Origin of the sequence: Streptomyces parvus (assembly GCF_014648875.1) — a bacterium.
In the GTDB taxonomy this organism is placed as follows: domain Bacteria; phylum Actinomycetota; class Actinomycetes; order Streptomycetales; family Streptomycetaceae; genus Streptomyces; species Streptomyces parvus.
This window is the reverse complement of sequence record NZ_BMRY01000006.1, coordinates 200,222-221,086: the sequence shown is the minus strand read 5'-3', so window position 1 is coordinate 221,086 and position 20,865 is coordinate 200,222. Positions and strand designations below refer to the sequence as shown.

21 protein-coding genes are annotated in these 20,865 nt (G+C 72.8%); 14 read left to right on the top strand and 7 right to left on the bottom strand.

The window, feature by feature from the left end; all coding sequences use genetic code 11:
* Positions 1 to 179: 179 nt before the first annotated feature.
* From IE140_RS20245 to IE140_RS20225, 5 genes are all read left to right on the top strand, one after another.
* A complete protein-coding gene (locus tag IE140_RS20245) occupies positions 180 to 1,634 on the top strand; it encodes an aminotransferase-like domain-containing protein (protein ID WP_150193766.1) in 1,455 nt (484 codons plus the stop codon).
* 61 nt (positions 1,635 to 1,695) lie between these two features.
* Positions 1,696 to 2,271, top strand: coding sequence for a histidine phosphatase family protein (locus tag IE140_RS20240; protein ID WP_150193765.1), 576 nt, complete (start codon positions 1,696 to 1,698; stop codon positions 2,269 to 2,271).
* 136 nt (positions 2,272 to 2,407) lie between these two features.
* Entirely contained in the window at positions 2,408 to 3,577 is a 1,170-nt protein-coding gene (locus tag IE140_RS20235; protein ID WP_150193764.1) for a serine hydrolase domain-containing protein, read from the top strand.
* Positions 3,578 to 3,652: 75 nt separating this feature from the next.
* Positions 3,653 to 4,150, top strand: coding sequence for a peptidylprolyl isomerase (locus IE140_RS20230; RefSeq protein ID WP_010070201.1), 498 nt, complete (start codon positions 3,653 to 3,655; stop codon positions 4,148 to 4,150).
* 180 nt (positions 4,151 to 4,330) lie between these two features.
* Entirely contained in the window at positions 4,331 to 4,870 is a 540-nt protein-coding gene (locus IE140_RS20225; RefSeq protein ID WP_150193763.1) for a hypothetical protein, read from the top strand.
* A gap of 88 nt (positions 4,871 to 4,958) precedes the next feature.
* Here the strand turns inward: IE140_RS20225 and IE140_RS20220 are convergent, their stop codons facing one another.
* Complete coding sequence (locus IE140_RS20220; protein ID WP_093438409.1) at positions 4,959 to 5,360, bottom strand: DUF5997 family protein; 402 nt, start codon at positions 5,358 to 5,360, stop codon at positions 4,959 to 4,961.
* A 58-nt stretch (positions 5,361 to 5,418) separates the two neighbouring features.
* Between IE140_RS20220 and IE140_RS20215 the strand changes: the two genes are divergently transcribed.
* Complete coding sequence (locus IE140_RS20215) at positions 5,419 to 6,207, top strand: LysR family substrate-binding domain-containing protein (protein WP_150193762.1); 789 nt, start codon at positions 5,419 to 5,421, stop codon at positions 6,205 to 6,207.
* Positions 6,208 to 6,376: 169 nt separating this feature from the next.
* Positions 6,377 to 7,759 carry a hypothetical protein gene (locus IE140_RS20210; protein WP_150193761.1) on the top strand — a complete coding sequence of 461 codons (1,383 nt, stop codon included), beginning with the start codon at positions 6,377 to 6,379 and terminating at the stop codon, positions 7,757 to 7,759.
* On the opposite strand, the gene IE140_RS20205 is transcribed toward IE140_RS20210, so the two are convergent.
* From IE140_RS20205 to IE140_RS20190, 4 genes are all read right to left on the bottom strand, one after another.
* Positions 7,670 to 8,665 (bottom strand): MerR family transcriptional regulator, encoded by a 996-nt coding sequence (locus IE140_RS20205; RefSeq protein WP_150193760.1) that lies wholly within the window; start codon positions 8,663 to 8,665, stop codon positions 7,670 to 7,672. The genes IE140_RS20210 and IE140_RS20205 overlap by 90 nt on opposite strands.
* A 3-nt stretch (positions 8,666 to 8,668) precedes the next feature.
* Entirely contained in the window at positions 8,669 to 9,346 is a 678-nt protein-coding gene (locus IE140_RS20200) for a HEAT repeat domain-containing protein (protein ID WP_150193773.1), read from the bottom strand.
* 76 nt (positions 9,347 to 9,422) lie between these two features.
* Positions 9,423 to 10,031, bottom strand: coding sequence for a GOLPH3/VPS74 family protein (locus tag IE140_RS20195; RefSeq protein WP_093438396.1), 609 nt, complete (start codon positions 10,029 to 10,031; stop codon positions 9,423 to 9,425).
* A 192-nt stretch (positions 10,032 to 10,223) separates the two neighbouring features.
* Positions 10,224 to 10,760: a hypothetical protein gene (locus IE140_RS20190; protein ID WP_150193759.1), complete on the bottom strand. Its 537-nt coding sequence runs from the start codon at positions 10,758 to 10,760 to the stop codon at positions 10,224 to 10,226.
* A 158-nt stretch (positions 10,761 to 10,918) separates the two neighbouring features.
* Here IE140_RS20190 and argC point away from each other — a divergent pair, with 158 nt between their 5' ends.
* The 5 genes from argC to IE140_RS20165 are packed head-to-tail and all read left to right on the top strand — an operon-like array spanning position 10,919 to position 15,794.
* Positions 10,919 to 11,947, top strand: coding sequence for an N-acetyl-gamma-glutamyl-phosphate reductase (gene argC / locus IE140_RS20185; protein WP_150193758.1), 1,029 nt, complete (start codon positions 10,919 to 10,921; stop codon positions 11,945 to 11,947).
* On the top strand, positions 11,944 to 13,098 hold the full coding sequence (gene argJ / locus IE140_RS20180; RefSeq protein WP_032769531.1) for a bifunctional glutamate N-acetyltransferase/amino-acid acetyltransferase ArgJ: 1,155 nt from the start codon (positions 11,944 to 11,946) through the stop codon (positions 13,096 to 13,098). Before argC ends, argJ begins: the two co-directional genes overlap by 4 nt.
* Entirely contained in the window at positions 13,095 to 14,024 is a 930-nt protein-coding gene (argB, locus tag IE140_RS20175) for an acetylglutamate kinase (protein ID WP_032769533.1), read from the top strand. Before argJ ends, argB begins: the two co-directional genes overlap by 4 nt.
* Positions 14,021 to 15,232: an acetylornithine transaminase gene (locus tag IE140_RS20170; protein ID WP_032769535.1), complete on the top strand. Its 1,212-nt coding sequence runs from the start codon at positions 14,021 to 14,023 to the stop codon at positions 15,230 to 15,232. The genes argB and IE140_RS20170 overlap by 4 nt, the downstream gene beginning before the upstream one ends.
* Positions 15,233 to 15,257: 25 nt before the next feature.
* A complete protein-coding gene (locus IE140_RS20165; RefSeq protein WP_019764598.1) occupies positions 15,258 to 15,794 on the top strand; it encodes an arginine repressor in 537 nt (178 codons plus the stop codon).
* Positions 15,795 to 15,804: 10 nt separating this feature from the next.
* Here the strand turns inward: IE140_RS20165 and IE140_RS20160 are convergent, their stop codons facing one another.
* Together IE140_RS20160 and IE140_RS20155 are read right to left on the bottom strand one after the other, a co-directional pair.
* On the bottom strand, positions 15,805 to 16,515 hold the full coding sequence (locus IE140_RS20160; protein ID WP_150193757.1) for a L,D-transpeptidase family protein: 711 nt from the start codon (positions 16,513 to 16,515) through the stop codon (positions 15,805 to 15,807).
* 96 nt (positions 16,516 to 16,611) lie between these two features.
* Entirely contained in the window at positions 16,612 to 17,919 is a 1,308-nt protein-coding gene (locus tag IE140_RS20155; protein WP_150193756.1) for a hypothetical protein, read from the bottom strand.
* Between the two features lie 166 nt (positions 17,920 to 18,085).
* On the opposite strand from IE140_RS20155, the gene IE140_RS20150 reads away from it, so the two are divergent.
* Together IE140_RS20150 and argH are read left to right on the top strand one after the other, a co-directional pair.
* A complete protein-coding gene (locus IE140_RS20150) occupies positions 18,086 to 19,282 on the top strand; it encodes an argininosuccinate synthase (protein WP_088574675.1) in 1,197 nt (398 codons plus the stop codon).
* 122 nt (positions 19,283 to 19,404) lie between these two features.
* A complete protein-coding gene (argH, locus tag IE140_RS20145) occupies positions 19,405 to 20,832 on the top strand; it encodes an argininosuccinate lyase (protein WP_093438383.1) in 1,428 nt (475 codons plus the stop codon).
* Positions 20,833 to 20,865 lie beyond the last annotated feature (33 nt).

The window sequence follows — 20,865 nt, the reverse complement described above, 5'->3', positions numbered from 1 at the left end:
CCGAGGAAGCCACCGAAGAACTTGCCGGAGAGGCGGCAGAGGAAGCTGCCGAAGAACCGGCCGGAGGGGCGGTTGCGGAGCCGGCCGGAGAGGAGGCCGCCGAAGTGGGGTGCGGGGGGACCGCCGGATCGCCGGCGACCGCTATCGCTGAAGTTCGGGTAGCGCTATTCTCTGCTCTCATGCAAGAGCGTAGCAGCGTCGCCGAACTGGTCACTTCCCTGCGGGCCGAGCTTAACCGCTACTCTCCCGGTGGAAAGCTGCCGTCCAGTCGGGCGCTCGTCGAACGGTTCCGGGTCAGCCCCGTCACCGTCTCCCGCGCCATCGCCCAGCTCTCCGCCGAGGGGCTCGTCACCACCCGCCCGGGCTCCGGCGCGTTCCGGGCGGACCCTCGCGCCGCACTCCCGGCCCCGGGCGACACGTCCTGGCAGGAGGTGTCGCTGAGCGGCGACGGCGGACCCGAGGTCGTGCCGCGTACGGTCGACGCCTCCGGGGTGCTGGTCACCCTCACCGCTCCGCCGCCCGGCGTCATCGAGTTCAACGGCGGCTACCTCCACGCCTCGCTCCAGCCCGAACGGGCCCTCTCCGCCGCCCTGGCCCGCGCGGGCCGCCGGCCGGGCGCCTGGAGCCGGCCTCCGACGGACGGGCTGCCCGAGCTGCGGTCCTGGTTCGCCCGCGAGATCGGCCCGGCCGTCAGCGCTGCCGACGTCCTGATCACCGCGGGCGCGCAGGGTGCCTTGGCCACCGCCCTGCGCGCCCTCGCCCCGCCCGGTGCCCCCGTCCTCGTGGAGTCACCGACCTACCCCGGGATGCTCGCCGCCGCCCGCGCCACCGGACTGCGCCCCGTCCCCGTGCCGATGGACGCCGACGGGGTCCGCCCCGAGCTGCTCGCCGACGCGTTCCGGGCCACCGGCGCTCGGGTCTTCGTCACCCAGCCGCTCTTCCACAACCCCACCGGGGCCACCCTCGTGCCCGCCCGCCGCCCCGAGATCCTGGCCATCGCCCGGGCGGCCGGGGCATTCGTGGTCGAGGACGACTTCGCCCGCCGGCTCGTCCACGACGACTCGGGGCCGCTCCCCGCGCCGCTCGCCGCCGATGACCCCGACGGGACCGTCGTCCACGTCTGCTCGCTGACCAAGGTCACCTCGCCCAGCCTCCGGGTCGGCGCGCTCGCCGCCCGCGGCCCGGTGCTGGAGCGCCTGCGGGCCATCCAGGTCGTCGACAGCTTCTTCGTGCCCCGGCCGCTCCAGGAAGCCGCCCTGGAACTCGTCGGCTCCCCGTCCTGGGGCCGCCACCTGGCCGCCGTCGCCACCGAGCTGCGCCACCGTCGTACGGCCCTGGCCACCGCCCTCGGCGGCGAGCTCCCGGAACTCGTGCTGCCGCACCTCCCGGCGGGCGGCGGCAGCCTCTGGCTCCGGCTCCCCGGCGGCGGTGCGGGGGACGGCCCTGACGAACCGGCGCTCGTCTCGGCCGCCCTGCGCGCCTCGGTCGCCATCGCCCCCGGCCGCCCCTTCTTCTGCGCCGAACCCCCGGCCGGACACGTCCGCCTGAGTTTCGCCGGCGTCTCCGGAGCGGCCGAGATCGCGGAGGGCGTCCGTCGCCTCCGTACCGCTTTCGACGGCCTCCTGGGCGGCTGACGCTGCGTCCGGGCGGGCACGCCCTCTTGACCAAACGCGCGTTCGGCCTCACGATCCCGCCATGACGCTTCGGGTCCACCTGGTCGCAGCGGCGCGCAGCTCCTCCCGGCTGGCCGAACGCTTCGACGACGACCGGCCGCTCGATCAGGCCGGCTGGCACGAGGTGCAGCTCGTCGCCCACACGCTCGTCCCGCTCGGCGCCGCCGAGCTGCGCTACTGCTCGCCCACCCCGCGCAGCCGCGCCACCGGCGACGCCCTCGGCTTCGCGCCGATGGCTCAACCGGCCCTGCGCGACTGGGAGATGGGCCGCTGGCGGGGGCTGACCCTGGGCGAGGTCACCTCCCGGGAACCGGCAGCCGTGGACTGCTGGCTCGCCGACCCGCGCAGCGCCCCGCACGGCGGCGAGTCGATGCTCGGCTTCATCGGGCGCGTGGGCGGCTGGCTGGACACCCGCCCCGCCGACGACGGCCTCGTCGTCGCGGTCGCCGAACCCGCCGTGATCCGGGCGGCCCTCGTCTACGCCCTGAACGCCCCGCCCGCCACGTACTGGAACGTCGACGTCCGCCCCCTGTCGACCATCACCCTGACCGGTCTGCCGGGCCGCTGGAGCCTGAGCCTGGAGGCGGGCATCCGCTGAGCCGGGCGGCGGCGGCCGGGGCTCCGCTGTTCCCCGGGCATCGGCCCTTCCCTCCGATCCGACCAGTCGGTACGTTGCGGGGGCGTCAGGCTCCGGTTTCCGCCGCCGGACCCGCGCCCGCGACGAGGGAGGCCCCGTGCCCCAGATCCACGGCCACTGCGACGACCGGTTCGCCGGGGTCCGGGACGCCTTCGAGGAGAACTTCACCGAGCGCGGCGAACTCGGCGCGGCGGTGACCGTCCTGGTCGACGGCGAACCGGTGGTCGACCTGTGGGGCGGCTGGGCGGACGCGGCCCGCACCCGGCCCTGGGAACGGGACACCCTGGTCAACGTCTGGTCCACCGGCAAGGGCCCGACCGCGCTCTGCGCCCATGTCCTGGCCGACCGGGGGCTGCTCGATCTCGACGCCCCGGTCGCCCACTACTGGCCGGAATTCGCCGCGCACGGCAAGGAGTCCGTCCTCGTACGCCACCTCCTCTCGCACCGCTCCGGAGTGGCCGGGCCCGACAGCCCGCTCTCCCTGGAGGAGCTCTACGACTGGGATACGGCCTGCGCCCGGCTCGCCGCCACCGCCCCCTGGTGGGAGCCGGGAACCCGCTCCGGATACCACGCGATCAGTTACGGATTCCTCGTCGGCGAAGTGGTCCGCCGGATCACCGGGCTGCGGCCCGGGGCGTTCCTCCGGCAGGAGATCACCGGACCGCTGGGCATCGACTTCACCTTCGGCCTCCCGGAGAGCGAGACCCACCGGCTCGCCGAACTCGTCCAGGAGCGCTCCGACCGGGCCGCCCAGGCGGCCCTCCTGGACCGGATGACACCGGTCGCCGTCGCCTCCCTGCTCAATCCGCCGACCGGCCGGGCCGCCGCCAACACCCCCGCCTGGCGGGAAGCGGAGATCCCCGCCGCCAACGGCCACGGCACCGCCCGGGCGGTCGCCGCGCTCTACGGGATCCTGGCCGGACGCGGCAGTCTCGACGGCCGCCGGATCCTCTCGGAGAGGGCGGCCGCCCGCGCCGGGGAAGGGCAGGGAGCCTGCCGCGACCTGGTCCTCGGCGACGGCTTCCCGCACGACACGGAGATCGCCCTCGGCTTCTGGCTGAGCGGTGCGAACCGCTCGTACGGCCCCGACCCGCGGGCGTTCGGCCACGACGGCGCGGGCGGTTCCTGCGGCCTGGCCGACCCGGATGCCTCCATCGCCCTCGGATACGTCATGAACCGGATGGGCTCCCGGCTCGCCGACGACCCGCGCAAGACGGCCCTGGTGAACGCCGTCTACGCGGCCCACCGAGGTGCCGCCGGAGGGTGAGCGGAATCCAGACTTCCGGCGTGCCGACCCAACCCGGGTTTCACCTGCGGTTGCCAGGAATGTGAGGATGTCACCATGACAACCAAGGTCTACTTCGACATCACCATCGACAACGCCCCCGCAGGGCGGATCACGTTCAACCTGTTCGACGACGTCGTCCCCAAGACGACGGAGAACTTCCGCGCGCTCGCCACCGGCGAGAAGGGCTTCGGCTACGCCGGCTCGTCCTTCCACCGCGTCATCACGGACTTCATGCTCCAGGGCGGTGACTTCACCCGCGGCGACGGCACCGGCGGCAAGAGCATCTACGGCGAGAAGTTCGCCGACGAGAACTTCAAGCTCAAGCACGACCGTGTCGGCCTGCTCTCGATGGCCAACGCCGGCCCGAACACCAACGGTTCGCAGTTCTTCATCACCACGGTGCTCACCCCGTGGCTGGACGGCAAGCACGTGGTCTTCGGCGAGGTCGCCGACGAGGACAGCATGAAGCTCGTCCGCAAGATCGAGGCGCTCGGCTCCGGCAGCGGCCGTACCAGCGCCAAGGTCACCATCGCCGAGTCCGGCGTTCTCTGACCTCACCGGTACCCGACGACCGATCCGGTACCCGACGGGCCCGTGGCAGGGCCGCGCCACCGACGTACGCGTCGGCGGGGCGGACCGGCCACGGGCCCGTGGCATGTGTCCGGCCGTTTCCGTGGTGCCGGCCCCCACGATCGGGCAGAATTTGAGGTGTCCACGACGGGGGAAACGGCGATGCGACGCACCGAAGCCGCACGGGAACTCGGCGGATTCGTCCGCGAACACCGCACCGACGGCGGCAGACGGCTACGACTGGCCGGGATCCTGCTGGTCACCGGGGTCGTCGGACTCGCCTTCGGAGTGCCGGTGACCATCGCCTCGATCGGGACCACCGACGGCGCGCCCGAACTGGCGGGCCTGCTCCTCGGGGTGGGGCTGGCCGGTCTCGGGCTCGGGATCTGGCGCCTGATGCAGGCCCTCCGCACCCGGGAGCAGTGCTTCGACGTTCATGAGCGCGGGCTGACCCACCGGGTCGCGGGCACCGCCACGCTGATCCCCTGGGCGGACATCGAGCGGATCGGGTCCGCCTCGGCCGGGGACGGACGCCCGCTGGCCGAGGCCCGCGGGACGGGCTTCGGCTACGCCATCGAGCTGCGCGACGGGCGGAAGATCCGGGTGGACACCTTCACCGAGGATCCGCGAGAACTGGCCGAGACGATTCACCGTGCGGTGAGCCTCGGCGAGTTCCCGCAGGGGCGGGGCCGCAGGCCCTGACGGGCGGGCCCGACGCCCTGAGGGGAGGCCCGGAATCCGTGACGGTCGACGTCCGGCCGGGGGATCCGGCCACTGCTGACCGCCGGAGTTACTGCTGCTCGCCGGAGCGTGCGGCCCGCTCGGCGTTGCGCTCCTTGATGCGGGCGGCCTCCTTGCGCACCTCGGCCTGCGTGGCGCGCTCCTTCCGGAGCCACTCCGGCATCTCGTCCTTCAGCGCGTCGATCTGCTCGGTGGTGAGCGGCTCGGTGACCCCGCCGCGGGCGAGCCCCGCGATCGAGATACCGAGCTTCGCGGCGACGACCGGGCGGGGGTGCGGGCCGGTGCGGCGCAGCTCCACAAGCCAGGCGGGCGGGTCCGTCTGGAGGGCGTTGAGCTCGGTGCGGGAGACGGCACCCTCCTGGAACTCGGCGGGCGTGGCCTGGAGGTACACACCCAGCTTCTTCGCCGCCGTGGCGGGCTTCATGGTCTGGGCGGTCTTGTGCGACGTCATGGGTCCAGGGTATCGACCATGGGACATACCTCCGACCACCGACCGGTAGCCTGGTTCCGTGACAGGCTCGGACATCCCCTCATCCTTCCGACTCGCGTACGTCCCCGGCGTGACGCCCACCAAGTGGGTGAGGGTCTGGCACGAGCGGCTGCCCGACACCCCCCTGGAGCTCGTCCAGGCGACCGCCGCCGACGCCCCCGGACTGCTGGCGGACGGCGGCGCCGACGCCGGGCTCGTACGGCTGCCGGTCGACCGGGACGTCCTGGCCGCGATCCCCCTCTACACCGAGACGACCGTCGTGGTGATCCCCAAGGACCACGTGGCGACCGCCGCCGAAGAGGTGTCGCTCGCCGAGCTGGCCGACGAGATCGTGCTGCACCCGCTGGACGACGTCCTCGACTGGGAGACCCTGCCCGGCCGCCCCGCCGTCGAGCGCCCGGCCACCACGGCGGACGCGATCGAGCTGGTCGCGGCGGGCGTGGGCGTCCTCCTCGTCCCGCAGTCCCTGGCCCGGCTGCACCACCGCAAGGACCTCACCTACCGCCCGGTCCCGGAGACCCCCGAGTCCCGCGTCGCCCTGTCGTGGCCCCAGGCGGACGAAGCCCCCGACCTGGTGGAGGAGTTCATCGGGATCGTCCGGGGCCGCACCGTCAACAGCACCCGGGGCCGCGCGGCCACTCCGCAGCGCCCCACGGCCAAGGCCAAGGAGAAGGCCAAGGGCAAGCGGGCCGGTACGGGCGGCGGGCAGGGCGGGGCCCGGCACAAGCCCGCGGCGGGCAGGAAATCCTCGTCGGGCGGCCGGGCCGGCGGCCAGAGCGGCAAGCGCGGGAAGCCGCGCGGCCGGTAGCGGGCACCCGAGCCCGCCGGGACCGGCACGCTCCGCCGACTCCCGGCCCGCGGGGACCGGCACGCTCCACCGGCTCCCGGAAACCACCCCGCGAACGCCCCGGAACGCCACCCCGCGCCGGTTCTCTCGTTGATGAGGCAACCGCCGTATGCAGGGGAGCGCCCGACCGATGCCGAACATCCGCAGAACCCAGCACCTAGGCCTCGTCGGGATGCTGCTCATTGCCGTGGCCTTCACCGGACTCCAGCTGACGGCGGCCACCGGCCGGGCCTCGCCCGACACGAAGAACTACCTCTCCTACGCCCTGAGCCTCAGCGGCGAGAGCCGCGGGGAGGCGGGCCGCAGGGCCATCGCCTACTCCTGCGACAGCGGGCAGCACGCGTCCCTGAGCCCCGTTCCCTGGACCAACAGGAAGACCGTGGGGGAGTCGGAGGAGCAGTGCGTGCGCCGGCTGAACGACTCGGTCGCGTACTGGACCCGCCACGGCAACACGTCAGGGATGACCGCCCCGTTCGCCAACCAGCGGTTCATGGCCATCTTCGAGGCCAGGCCCGGCTATCCGCTGTTCCTGGTCCCCTTCCTTGCCGTCTTCGGTATCACCTGGGGCCTCTGGCTGGCGGGGCTCGTCGTCGCGCTCGCGGGAAGCGTCTGCGTCCTGCTCACCCTGCGAGCGGCGGGCGCTTCCCGGCGCGCCGGTCTGGCCGGGCAGGCCCTGTATCTCGCCCTGCCCACCGGCACCGTCTCCATGAACCCGCTGAGCGACGGCCTCTCCCTGGCGCTCGGCACGGCGGTCGTCCTCGGCTGTGTCCTGCTGCTGCGGGACCGGCCCGGTATGGACGGGGGATCCGGTGCGCTTCCCGGCCCGTGGCCGGTGGCCGTAGCGGGACCCCGTACGGGCGCGGCGCTCGTCGCGGGCGGACTCGCCCTGATGTTCTTCGTCCGCTACTCGCAGGCACTGCTGCTGGCGGCCGCGCTCGCGGGAGTCCTCGTCCTCCGGTACGGGTGGCTCCGCCTGAAACAGCGGCAGTTCACGCCCGTCCTCCGGGCGGCCGGGCTCTGCGCCGGTCTGACGGTGGGCATCTACGCCGGGGCGCATCTGCTGGGGTGGCCCATGGGCGAGGACAGCGCCCAGGATCTGCTGACCCACCACTACCAGCGCCCCGATCTGCCCGACCCCTGGCCCGAGTTCTTCGTGCAGGAGGGTGTCTTCTGGTCGGCGTGGCTGCGCCGCCAGGCCGCGTCCCCCATCCTCCCCGTCCTGCTCGCGCTCTCGGCCTGGGCGATGCTGAGGCGGCGCTCCGTGGTGCTGCCCATCGCCCTGGCGGCAGGTGCGGCGGGCCTCCTCAACCAGGCCGGCCACCCGAACCTGGGCCAGCTCTACGGCTTCCGCCTCCTCGTGTTCCTCTGGCTGGTGCCCGCCCTGGTGATCCCGCTGCTGCTGGACCGGCCGGCGCGGGGTGCCTCACCCGTCCCCGCGCAGCCGGAGGAGGTAGGCGGCGGTCAGCGCGACGGCACGGTCGGCATCGCCCACCAGGTCCGCGAGCGCACGTGAGGCCGTGGCGCCCGGGATGCCGGCCAGCGCCTGAGTGAGCCGCCCGCGCGCGGGCTGCCCGGTGGTCCCGTCGCCGATGCGGCCGACGAGGAGGGACGCGATCCGGTCCGCCGCCGCGTCGTCGCCGGCCAGGACGCTCAGCGCGTCGGCCGCGTCCGTGTCGTTGCTTCCCGCGACGATCATGTCGACGAGCACCGGGATCGCGGCGGCCTCGCCCCGGGCCCCGAGCGTCAGCGCCGCCCGGCCCCGGACCACGGCGTCGGGGCTCACGAGGGCGTCCCGGAGCAGCGTGGCGGCCTCGCGGCCGGGCATCTCGGCGAGGGCCCGGACGGCACGTTCCCGTACCGCCGCCACCGGGGAGCCGAGCCCCTCCGCGAGCAGCACGGCACCGCCGCCCGATCGGGAGAGAGCCCAGCGCAGGGCCCCGGCGACGTACGGGTCCTCCTCACCGAGCGCCGCCTGGGCCAGTGCCTCCACCGGAACCTCGTCGACCGAGGCGAGGGCCGCGCGCTGACGGGTGCCCGCACTCGTGGATCCGAGGGCCCGCAGGAGCGCCAGGACCTGGAGGACGTCCTCCCAGCCGGCCGGGTCCGTGGCGTGGACCCGGTCCAGCCGGATGAGCAACTCGGTCTCGGCGGCGATACGTTCGCGCGTCCGGCGGATGAGGCCGTCGACCAGGTCCGCGGGGGTGAAGCCGGGATCGTCGAGCGCGCGGCCGATCTCCCGCAGCGACAGCCCCATCGCCCGCAGGCTCTCGATATGGAAGATGCGCCGGACGTCCTCCCCGGAGTACTCCCGGTAGCCGGACCCGGTGCGGCCCGAGGGCCGCACCAGACCGAGCGACTCGTAGTGCCGGAGCATGCGGGCGCTGACGCCGGACCGCCGGGCGACCTCACCGATCAACACGCGCTACGACCCTCCCTCGCCGCTGTCCGCCCCGCCCAGGGCCACCACGCGCTTCGCCTCCTCCAGGGCGAACGCGAAGCCGGTGTCCGGGTCGTTCCGCAGCCGCTCCGTGGCGAGCGCGTGCGCGCGTACGTCCGGGTCGGGGGAGCGCCGCGCGGCGTCCAGGGCCGACACCACCGCGCTCCCCAGCCCGACCAGCGCCCGGCCCAGGCTCAGCTGTGTCTCCTGCCCACCGCGCCCGAGCTGCGTCACCAGCACCGCGGCCAACGCGCCCTCCTCCCCTTCCGGTACGAGCACGACGGCCGCCCGCCAGGCGGTCCGGGCGACCTCGTCGTCGGCGTCCGTCAGGAGCGCCCGGGTGATCACGGGCCACGCCCTCGGGTCCCCGACCTTGGACAGGGTGTGCAGCGCCTGGCTCCGGGCCTGCGGACGCTCCGAGTCGACTTCCCGGAGCAGCAGGGGCAGGGTGTCGGAGACCGGGTGGCGGGTGAGCGCCCACGTCAGCATGTCGCGGACGAGGAACTCCGGCTCGACCGCGCACCGCTCGACCAGCGGTCCGACGAAGCGCTGATCCGGCGTCGAGCCGATCGCCAGAGCGGCGCTCAGCCGCACCGACGAACGCTCGTCCCGCAGCGCCCCGAGCGCTCGTACCGCATCCGTACCGTGTCCCGTGACCGTCATCGAGACCACCTCCTCGGCAAGCAGTGAAGAGCTTGTCACCGTGTCAAGGTCAAACCGGGGAGGCCGGGTCCCCGGCTCAGGGGCCGCGCCAGACGTTGGCGAAGGCGGTGTTCTCGATGGTCCGCCGCTGCCGTACGGCCTCCAGCTCCATCACCGCTTCATGGACGGTGGCGACCACGGTGGTCACCGTCTCGTCGCCGAGGTGGGGTTCGTCGTCGTCGGACCGCTCGCCGTCGAGGCCCACGGCCGACGCGAGGGAGGCGAGGACGGGGTCCCCCTCGTCCCGGCGGGACACGGCCCGGCGGCGGGCGGGCGTGTCCACCAGCTCCACCTCCTTCGGGCCGAACGGCAGCAGGCCGCTCCGCTTCCGCGTGAGCTCGCCGTCCTCCTCCAGCGCGTCCTGGTAGGCGGCCGCGAGGTCCCGGCCCCGGCGCCACAGCCAGTCCTCGATCCGCTCGTGGGGCGGCTGCCGGCTGATCCCCGCCGCGGCCGCGGCCAGCAGCCGGTCGTCCGGCACCGACGACCCGCCCGGTACGACGAGGTCGCCGTCCACGGTGATGGTCCCCGCGTCGAGCAGGTCGAGCAGTTCGGCACCGGCGAGGGCGAGCGACAGATCGCCCTGTCCCACGGGACGCTCCGACGCGGGATCCATCGAGATGATGAACAGGTCTTTCGCCGTGGTCATGAACGGCTCCCCTCAAAGGCATCGACTGAGGCATCGACTCAGGAACGGGACCTCAACCACCCGAGCCCGCCCGGCGAGGCGACTGCCGGGACCAGTATCGCTTCGGCCCCGGCTGGACCGCGAGCAGTTGATGGTCGTTTCGCGGCACCGCGACGCCGGGACAGCGCGTCATGACGGGCCCTCACCGTGCCGTCAGGGGCCGCTGTTCCCCTCGAAGTCGCCCAGGTTGACAAAGCTCACCCGGTCCTCCCACGCGTCCCACGTCACATGCTTCCGAGAACCCCAGTAGTAGGCCTCGTAGCTCATGAGGTCGCCGTACGCCTCGTTCTCGTGCACGCGATCGGGCCGGCCGAACGCAGCCAGGAACTCCTCGTACGAGGTCAAGTGCGCGAAGTGGGACAGATGCGGGCCGCTGATCGCGAAGCCCACCACTGCTCCCGCGCGCACCTTGTAGTTGACCTTGTCGACGCCGTACAGGAACCCGTCCGATCGGACGACGTCGTCGATGATCTCCTCCAGCGTCAGACTCCGCCCATCAGCGGCGTAGTACTCGCCTTCGATGTCGGTCCCGCCGCGGTACCGGGCGATGACCGGGGACAGGCCGCTCGCGATGCGCTCCCGTGGAACGGTGGCCGCAGGCGCCCCCAGGGCGATGCCGTTCACCTCGACTGCGGCGAGGTCGAGGTTCGGCCGGGACAGCAGGTCCAGGTTCTCGAGGATCTCGGTCACCGTTGGAGTCTAGAAGGGATTGATCCGGGCCCCGACCGCCGCGACCCGGGGATGCCCGCCACCGGGAAGTCGAGTGTGTGGTTCGCGCTGCCCTCATGACTCTTTGCATAAAAGTGCGTCGATGCGTATAGTCATGCCATCGATCAGGAGGGTTACCGATGGTGGTACGAGCAGCAGTGGCAGGGGCGAGCGGATACGCCGGCGGGGAGCTGCTCCGTCTTCTGCTCGCACACCCGCAGGTCGAGATCGGTGCCCTCACCGGGCACTCCAACGCCGGGCAGACGCTCGGCTCGCTCCAGCCGCACCTGCGGTCCCTGGCCGACCGGGTGCTGGAGCCCACCACCGCCGAGGTGCTCGCCGGGCACGACGTCGTCTTCCTCGCGCTCCCGCACGGGCAGTCCGCCGCCGTCGCCGAGCGGCTCGGGGACGAGGTCCTCGTCGTCGACATGGGGGCCGACTTCCGGCTGAAGGACGCGGGGGACTGGGAGGCGTTCTACGGGTCCCCGCACGCCGGGACCTGGCCCTACGGGCTGCCCGAGCTGCCGGGCGGGCGGGCCGCGCTCGCCGGGGTGAAGCGGATCGCCGTGCCGGGGTGCTACCCGACCGCCGTCTCGCTCGCGCTCTTCCCCGCGTACGAGGCCGGTATCGCCGAGCCCGAGGCCGTCATCGTCGCCGCGTCCGGCACCTCCGGGGCGGGCAAGGCGGCCAAGCCGCATCTGCTCGGCTCCGAGGTCATGGGCAGCATGACCCCGTACGGCGTCGGCGGCGGTCACCGCCATACGCCCGAGATGATCCAGAACCTCAGCGCCGCCGCCGGGCAGCCGGTCACCGTCTCCTTCACGCCCACCCTCGCCCCCATGCCCCGCGGCATCCTCGCCACGTGCAGCGCCAAGGCGAAGTCCGGAGTGAGCGCGGAGAGCCTGCGCGCGGTGTACGAGAAGGCGTTCGCGGACGAGCCGTTCGTCGACCTCCTGCCCGAGGGGCAGTGGCCCGCCACGGCCTCCGTTTACGGCTCCAACGCCGTCCAGATCCAGGTCGCGTACGACCCCGCCGCCGGGCGGATCGTCGTCGTCGCGGCCATCGACAACCTCGCCAAGGGCACCGCGGGCGGCGCCCTCCAGAGCATGAACATCGCCCTCGGACTCCCCGAGGACACAGGTCTTTCGACGATCGGAGTCGCACCGTGAGCGTCACGGCAGCACAAGGGTTCTCGGCGGCGGGCATCGCCGCGGGAATCAAGGAGAGCGGGAACCCGGACCTGGCCCTCGTGGTCAACAACGGGCCGCGCCGCGCCGCCGCGGGCGTCTTCACCTCCAACCGCGTCAAGGCCGCCCCCGTCCTCTGGTCGGAGCAGGTCCTCAAGGGCGGCGAGGTCACCGCCGTCGTCCTCAACTCCGGTGGAGCCAACGCCTGTACGGGCCCCCAGGGCTTCCAGGACACCCACGCCACCGCCGAGAAGGCCGCCGAGGTGCTGGACGGCCACAGCGCGGGCGAGGTCGCCGTCGCCTCCACCGGGCTCATCGGCATCCTGCTCCCCATGGACAAGCTGCTCCCCGGCATCGAGCAGGCGGCCGCCGCCCTCAGCGAGCACGGCGGCGAGAAGGCCGCCATCGCCATCAAGACCACCGACACCGTCCACAAGACCGCCGTCGCGGGCGGCGACGGCTGGACCGTCGGCGGCATGGCCAAGGGCGCGGGCATGCTCGCCCCGGGCCTCGCCACCATGCTCGTCGTCCTCACCACCGACGCGGATGTGGAAGCCCCCGCACTGGACGCCGCTCTCCGCGAGGCCACCCGGACCACCTTCGACCGGGTCGACTCCGACGGCTGCATGTCCACCAACGACACCGTGCTGCTCCTCGCCTCCGGCGCCAGCGGCATCACCCCGGAGCAGGACGCGTTCGCCGAGGCCGTCCAGGCCGTCTGCGCCGACCTCGCCCGGCAGCTCATCGGCGACGCCGAGGGCGCCTCCAAGGACATCCGGATCGAGGTGATCAACGCGGCCACCGAGGACGACGCCGTCGAGGTCGGCCGGTCCATCGCCCGCAACAACCTCCTCAAGTGCGCCATCCACGGAGAGGACCCCAACTGGGGCCGGGTCCTCTCCGCCATCGGCACCACGAAGGCCGCCTTCGAACCGGACCAGCTCAACGTCGCCATCAACGACGTCTGGGTCTGCAAGAACGGGGGAGTGGGCGAGGACCGCGACCTCGTCGACATGCGCTACCGGGAGGTCAAGATCACCGCCGACCTCGCCGCGGGCACCGAGTCCGCCGTCATCTGGGCCAACGACCTCACCGCGGACTACGTCCACGAGAACAGCGCGTACAGCTCATGAGCGCCGCGCGGAAGCACACCGCACTCCCGAAGGCGCAGACCCTCATCGAGGCGCTGCCCTGGCTGACCCGGCACAACGGCAAGACCGTCGTCATCAAGTTCGGCGGCAACGCCATGATCGACGAGGAGCTGAAGGCCGCGTTCGCCCAGGACGTCGTCTTCCTGCGGCACGCCGGCCTCAAGCCCGTCGTCGTGCACGGCGGCGGCCCGCAGATCAGCGCCCAGCTCGACAAACAGGGCCTGGTCAGCGAGTTCAAGGCCGGGCTGCGCGTCACCACCCCCGAGGCGATGGACGTCGTCCGGATGGTGCTCGCCGGACAGGTCCAGCGTGAGCTGGTCGGTCTCCTCAACCAGCACGGCCCCCTCGCCGTCGGCATGACCGGCGAGGACGCCCACACCATCACCGCCACCCAGCACCGGCCCACCATCGACGGCGAGTCCGTCGACATCGGCCGGGTCGGCGAGATCACCGCCATCGACACCGGAGCCATCCAGGCGCTCCTGGACGACGGCCGCATCCCGGTCGTCTCCTCCATCGCCCGCTCCGCCGACGACCACCACGTCTACAACGTCAACGCCGACACCGCGGCCGCCGCGCTCGCCGCCGCCCTGAACGCCGAGACGCTGATGGTCCTCACCGACGTCGAGGGGCTGTACGAGGACTGGCCCAACAGCGACGACGTCATCAGCAGGCTCACCGCGAGCGAGCTGGAGAAGCTGCTGCCCGAGCTGTCCAGCGGCATGGTCCCCAAGATGCAGGGCTGCCTCCACGCCGTACGCAACGGCGTCGAGACCGCCCGCGTCATCGACGGGCGGGTCCAGCACTCGATCCTGCTGGAGATCTTCACCGACGAGGGCATCGGCACCATGGTCGTGCCGGACGCCCCCATCGACGTACACACAGGTCCTGAACTGGGGGAATCATGACAACCGGCACCGGAACCACGACCGGACTCACCGCGCGGTGGCAGGGCGCGCTGATGGACAACTACGGCACCCCCCGGCTGCCGCTCGTCCGCGGCGAGGGCGCCCACGTCTGGGACGAGGACGGCACCCGCTACCTCGACTTCGTCGGCGGCATCGCGGTCAACGACCTCGGCCACGCCCACCCGGCCGTCGTCGAGGCCGTCTCCAGCCAGATCGCCTCCCTCGCTCACGTGTCGAACCTGTTCATCAGCGAGCCGCCGGTCGCCCTCGCGGAGCGGCTGCTCCAGCTCTTCGGCCGGCAGGGCCGGGTCTTCTTCTCCAACTCCGGTGCGGAGGCCAACGAGGCCGCCTTCAAGATCGGCCGGCTCACCGGGCGCACCCACATGGTCGCGACCGACGGCGGTTTCCACGGCCGGACGATGGGCGCGCTCGCGCTGACCGGCCAGCCGGCGAAGCAGGAACCCTTCCGCCCGCTCCCCGGCGATGTCACCCATGTCCCGTACGGGGACGCGGACGCCCTGCGCGCAGCCGTCACGACCGACACCGCGCTGGTCGTCATCGAACCCATCCAGGGCGAGAACGGCGTCGTTGTGCCGCCCAAGGGCTATCTGGAGGCCGCCCGGGAGATCACCCGGGCGACCGGGACGCTGCTCGTCCTCGACGAGGTGCAGACCGGCATCGGGCGCTGCGGCCAGTGGTTCGAGCACCAGGCGCACCAGAGCGTCGAGCCGGACATCGTCACGCTCGCCAAGGCGCTCGGCGGCGGTCTGCCGATCGGCGCGACGGTCGCGTTCGGCCCGGCGGCCGACCTGCTGAAGCCGGGTCACCACGGCACGACGTTCGGCGGCAACCCGGTCGCCTGCGCCGCCGGACTCGCCGTCATCGACACCCTCGCGGCCGACGGCACGCTCGACGACGTCAAGCGGCTCGGGGAGAAGATCCGCGACGGCGTGGAGGCGCTGGGACACCCGCTCGTATCCCATGTCCGCGGCAGTGGCCTGCTGCTGGGTATCGTGCTCACCGGACCCCTCGCACCGCAGGTGCAGCAGGCGGCCCAGGGAGCCGGCCTCCTGGTGAACGCGCCCGCCCCCGATGTCGTGCGGCTCATGCCGCCGCTGATCATCGGTGACGCGGAGGTGGACGCGTTCCTGGAGATCCTGCCGGGCGCTCTCGACGCGGCACACGGGGACGGACGATCCGGAGCATGACCCTCCGGAGAATGAGGCGACGACGATGACCGAGGCGCAGGAAACCGAGCACGGCGGGCCGTCCGTGCCGCAGACCCGCACCGCCCGCCACCGCCGGATCGTGGACATCCTGAACCGGCAGCCGGTCCGCTCGCAGAGCCAGCTGGCCAAGCTCCTCGCCGACGACGGGCTGAGCGTCACCCAGGCGACGCTCTCGCGCGACCTGGACGAGCTGGGCGCGGTGAAGATCCGCAACACCGGCGGCGAGCTGATCTACGCGGTGCCGAGCGAGGGCGGATTCCGTACCCCGCAGGCCCCGCTGGGCGGCTCGGCCAAGGAGGAGCGGATGCGCAGGCTCTCGGCCGAACTGCTCATCTCGGCCGAGGCCTCGGCCAACCTGGTGGTGCTCCGTACGCCACCGGGCGCGGCCCAGTTCCTCGCCTCGGCCATCGACCAGGCCGAACTGCACGACATCCTCGGCACGATCGCGGGCGACGACACGCTGATGCTCATCAGCCGCGACCCGAACGGCGGTCAGGCGCTCGCCGACCATCTGCTGAGGCTCGCTCAGAACGACCGCTGAGCCGCCGCGTTCAGTAGCGCGTGATCGCGGTCGGGCCCGAAGTGGTCCCGACCGCGATGTGCGGTTCGCGCTCCGGGTCCGCCCACGCCAGGATCTCCGCCATGGCGTCGGCGGGCACGGACACACAACCCGCCGTCGCCCCGCGCCCGTTCACATGCAGGAAGATCCCCGCGCCCCGGTTGCGCACCGGCTGCTCGTAGTTGAAGCCGATCACCAGCGCCCGCGCGTACTGCGTGCCGTAGGAGACCAGGTGCTCGGCCTCCGCCGCGCGGCAGTGGGCGGGCCGCGGTTCCACCCAGCGGTTGTACGCGACCGAGTCGTTGTCCTGGCACCACCAGGAGTCCTCGTTCACCTTCCGGTACGGATACGTCGTCCCCGCCGGGGCGCCCTCGATACCGAAGGCGTACGGCAGGTCGAACAGCCCGGTCGGCGTGGTGCTGGTGCCCTGTTCCCGGGTCGCCCCCTCGGCCAGCCCGTTCGCCCCGAACCGCGCGGGCGCGGACCCCGCCTCCGCCCATCGGCCCCCGCGCCGCTCCCACCAGGTCACCGTGCCGGTGGTCGAGCCGGTGGCGGGGGCCTCGGCGGTGATCAGCTGAGTGCCGCCACCGGTGTCCGCCAGCCGGTCCGGCAGGGGCGGCACGTCGGAGGCGTCGGCGGGAGCGGCCCCGAGGGACCCGGCCAGGGCGAGGAGAACGGCGGCGGTCACCAGTGATCTGCGCATGCTCCGGACCGTACGGCGACCGGGGGCGACCCCCCACCGCACCTGCTCCGTACGGCCCAGCGGCGCACACCGGCCGGGGCATCACCGGCCGGGACATCACCAGTACCCGGGCTCCGGACGCCGCTGCCGCCCCGCCGCCCGCAGCAGCCGGTCCGCCGCCACCCGCACCGCGCGCGGCCTCTCCGGCGCACTCCGCTCGCGCAGCAGGTGCTCCGGAATCCCGGCGGCCTCCGGCAGCAGGGCCCGGGTCGCCGCCCGCACCACGGCCGGGCTCGGGTCGTCCAGCGACGGCGTCAGCCGCTCCCGCACCACCACGTCCAGGGCGCGCAGCCCGCTGATCGCGTGCAGGCGCACGGCGGGCACCGGGTGCTCGACCAGGGTCCACAGCGCCTCGGCGTCCGTCACGCGGTCGCCGCACTCGCCGAGACCCGCGGCTCCACCCGGGTGCGCGGCGGGGTCGGCGCACAACTCCCGGTAGAGGGGCAGCGGGTCGACGCCGCCCTGCCGCAGCACGTAGCGCGCGCAGGCCCGTACGACGGCCGACCGGTCGGCGAGGAACGGCTCCGCGTCACCGTGCCGCCCGGCCCGCCGCAACGCGGTCACCCCGGCCGAACGCACCCGGGGCGAGCGAGCCCCCAGCAGCCGGTCCAGCACGGCGGCCCCGTCCGGTCCCGGAGACGCGCCCGGCCGCACGGCCTCCTCCGGCTTCACGGCCGCGACGGCGGCTTCCGCGCAGAGGTCCTGGAGCGTGACGTCACCGCAGGCCGCCGCCGTGGCGGCCAGCTCGATGGGCGTCAGCAGCCCGCGTTCCACCGCGATCCGGTACGCGATTCTGTACGTCGCCCGGTCCGGGTCGGCCGTCAGCGCCAGCACCTCGGCCGCCGGGCCCTCGCGCAGCGCGCCCTCCAGCAGGGCGCGGGCGAAGCCGCCCCGGTCCCGTCGTGCCAGCCGCAGGATCAGCCCGGCCAGCGGGAACAGGGCGTCGCCGGGCAGCTCGGCGAGCAGCGCCCGGGCCCTCTCGCGGACCGGCGCGACCCAGTCCGCGCACCGCACCACCAGCAGCGGGCGCAGCTCAGGGGCGGTGCGGACCGCGTCCAGCGCCGCCTCCCGGACCCGCCCGTCCGGGTGGCACAGGGCGACGGCGGGAGGCGGTGGCGGCGGCGAGGCCGGGGGAGCGGCCCTGGGACCTTTATGTCCGCGCAACCGGTCCAGCAGCGTCGGGGCCGGCCGTTCCGGCTCCCCGGGCGGGCGGATGGACAGCCAGGGGCGGTCGTCCGTATTCCGCACACCGGCGTCGAAGGCGAGCCACGCGTCGGCCGACGCGATGCCGAACGCCTCCTCCGGCGTCGCGCCCTCGCACACCCGTACCACGGCGCGCATGGTCTCCCCGTCCCAGCCGTCCACGGCCGCCCCCTTCGTCGGCTGCCGAGGATAGAGGCGTTCCGGCCAAGGAGCGTCGGCATTTTCCGTCGGAACGACCGCACGGACCGCTCTGACCTGCCGCTTTGACAAACAATACGGAGGACTGCATAGTTATACCCATCAGTGATTGCACCGTAAGGAGAAACCCGTGACCGAGCGCGTCGTACTCGCCTACTCGGGCGGCCTGGACACCTCCGTCGCCATCGGCTGGATCGCCGAGGAGACGGGCGCCGAGGTCATCGCCGTTGCCGTGGACGTCGGCCAGGGCGGCGAGGACCTGGACGTCATCCGCAAGCGCGCGCTCGCCTGCGGTGCCGTCGAAGCCGAGGTCGCGGACGCCAAGGACGAGTTCGCCGAGGAGTACTGCCTCCCGGCGATCAAGGCCAACGCCCTCTACATGGACCGCTACCCGCTGGTCTCGGCCCTCTCCCGGCCGACCATCGTCAAGCACCTCGTCGCCGCCGCCCACAAGCACAACGCCGGGATCGTCGCCCACGGCTGCACCGGCAAGGGCAACGACCAGGTCCGGTTCGAGGCCGGTATCTCCGCCCTCGGCCCCGACCTGAAGTGCATCGCCCCGGTCCGCGACTACGCGATGACCCGGGACAAGGCGATCGCCTTCTGCGAGGAGAAGAACCTCCCGATCGCGACCACCAAGAAGTCCCCCTACTCCATCGACCAGAACGTCTTCGGGCGGGCCGTCGAGACGGGCTTCCTGGAGGACATCTGGAACGCGCCGATCGAGGACATCTACGAGTACACCGAGAACCCCGCCGTCCAGCGCGAGGCCGACGAGGTCGTCATCTCCTTCAAGGAGGGCGTGCCCGTCGCCATCGACGGCCGGCCCGTCACCGTCCTCCAGGCGATCCAGCAGCTCAACGAGCGGGCCGGCGCCCAGGGCATCGGCCGGATCGACATGGTCGAGGACCGGCTCGTGGGCATCAAGTCCCGTGAGGTGTACGAGGCACCCGGCGCGATCGCGCTGATCACCGCCCACCAGGAGCTGGAGAACGTCACCGTCGAGCGCGAGCTGGCCCGCTACAAGCGGCAGGTCGAGCAGCGGTGGGGCGAGATGGTCTACGACGGCCTGTGGTTCTCCCCGCTGAAGCGGGCCCTGGACGGCTTCATCAACGAGGCCAACCAGCACGTCACCGGCGACATCCGGATGACCCTGCACGGCGGCCGCGCCGTCGTCACCGGCCGGAAGTCCGAGGAGTCGCTGTACGACTTCAACCTCGCCACCTACGACTCGGGCGACACCTTCGACCAGTCCAAGGCGCAGGGCTTCATCGAGATCTTCGGCCTCTCCTCGAAGATCGCCGCGAAGCGTGATCTGCAGGCATAGCCTGCCGCGTACCTCGCCTGATCCTCTCTCGTTGTACAGCCGCCTCCCCGTCGTCACGCGGCAGGGAGGCGGTCGCATATCCGCACCTTGGCCACACGCCTTTGCCTTTTGAGGAGCACGCAGTGAGCAGCAACAACGGTGACGTCCGGCTCTGGGGCGCGCGTTTCGCCGACGGACCGGCCGAGGCACTGGCCAAGCTGTCCGCCTCCGTCCACTTCGACTGGCGGCTCGCCCCGTACGACATCGCCGGCTCCCGCGCCCACGCCCGCGTCCTCAACAAGGCAGGCCTGCTCACCGAGGACGAACTGACCCGGATGCTCGCCGGGCTCGACCAGCTCGAAGCCGACGTCGCCGACGGCTCCTTCACCGGCACCATCGCCGACGAGGACGTCCACACCGCCCTGGAGCGCGGCCTGCTGGAGCGCCTCGGCCCCGACCTCGGCGGCAAGCTCCGGGCCGGGCGGTCCCGGAACGACCAGATCGCCACGCTCTTCCGGATGTACCTGCGCGACCACGCCCGCACCATCGGCGGCCTGATCGCCGACCTCCAGAGCGCGCTGGTCGGCCTCGCCGAGGCCAACGCGGACGTCGCGATGCCGGGCCGGACCCACCTCCAGCACGCCCAGCCCGTCCTCTTCGCCCACCACGTGCTCGCCCATGTGCAGTCCCTCTCCCGGGACGCCGAGCGGCTGCGCCAGTGGGACGAGCGCACCGCCGTCTCCCCGTACGGCTCCGGGGCGCTCGCCGGATCCTCGCTCGGGCTCGACCCGCAGGCGGTCGCCGCCGACCTGGGCTTCGAGCACGGTTCGGTCGCCAACTCCATCGACGGCACCGCCTCGCGGGACTTCGTCGCCGAGTTCGCGTTCATCACCGCGATGATCGGCGTCAACCTCTCCCGGATCGCCGAGGAGGTCATCATCTGGAACACGAAGGAGTTCTCCTTCGTCACCCTCCACGACGCCTTCTCCACCGGCTCCTCGATCATGCCGCAGAAGAAGAACCCGGACATCGCGGAACTGGCCCGGGGCAAGTCCGGCCGCCTCATCGGCAATCTGACCGGCCTCCTCGCCACGCTCAAGGCGCTCCCGCTCGCGTACAACCGGGACCTCCAGGAGGACAAGGAGCCCGTCTTCGACTCCTGCGACCAGCTGGAGGTCCTGCTGCCCGCCTTCACCGGCATGATGGCCACCCTCACCGTCAACCGCGAGCGGATGGAGGAGCTGGCCCCGGCGGGCTTCTCCCTCGCGACCGACATCGCGGAGTGGCTGGTCAAGCAGGGCGTCCCCTTCCGGGTGGCGCACGAGGTGGCCGGCGCCTGCGTCAAGGAGTGCGAGCAGCACGGCATCGAGCTGGACCAGCTCACCGACGAGCAGTTCGCGAAGATCTCCGAGCACCTCACCCCCGAGGTCCGCACGGTCCTCAACGTGCGGGGCGCCCTCGCCTCCCGCGACGGCCGGGGCGGGACGGCCCCCTCCGCCGTCGCCGTACAGCTCGCCGAGGTGAAGGAAGACCTGGCGGCCCAGCACGCCTGGGCTACCGCCCGCCAGTAAGGCCAGCAGGTGGTGGCGGTGTCGTAAGAGGTC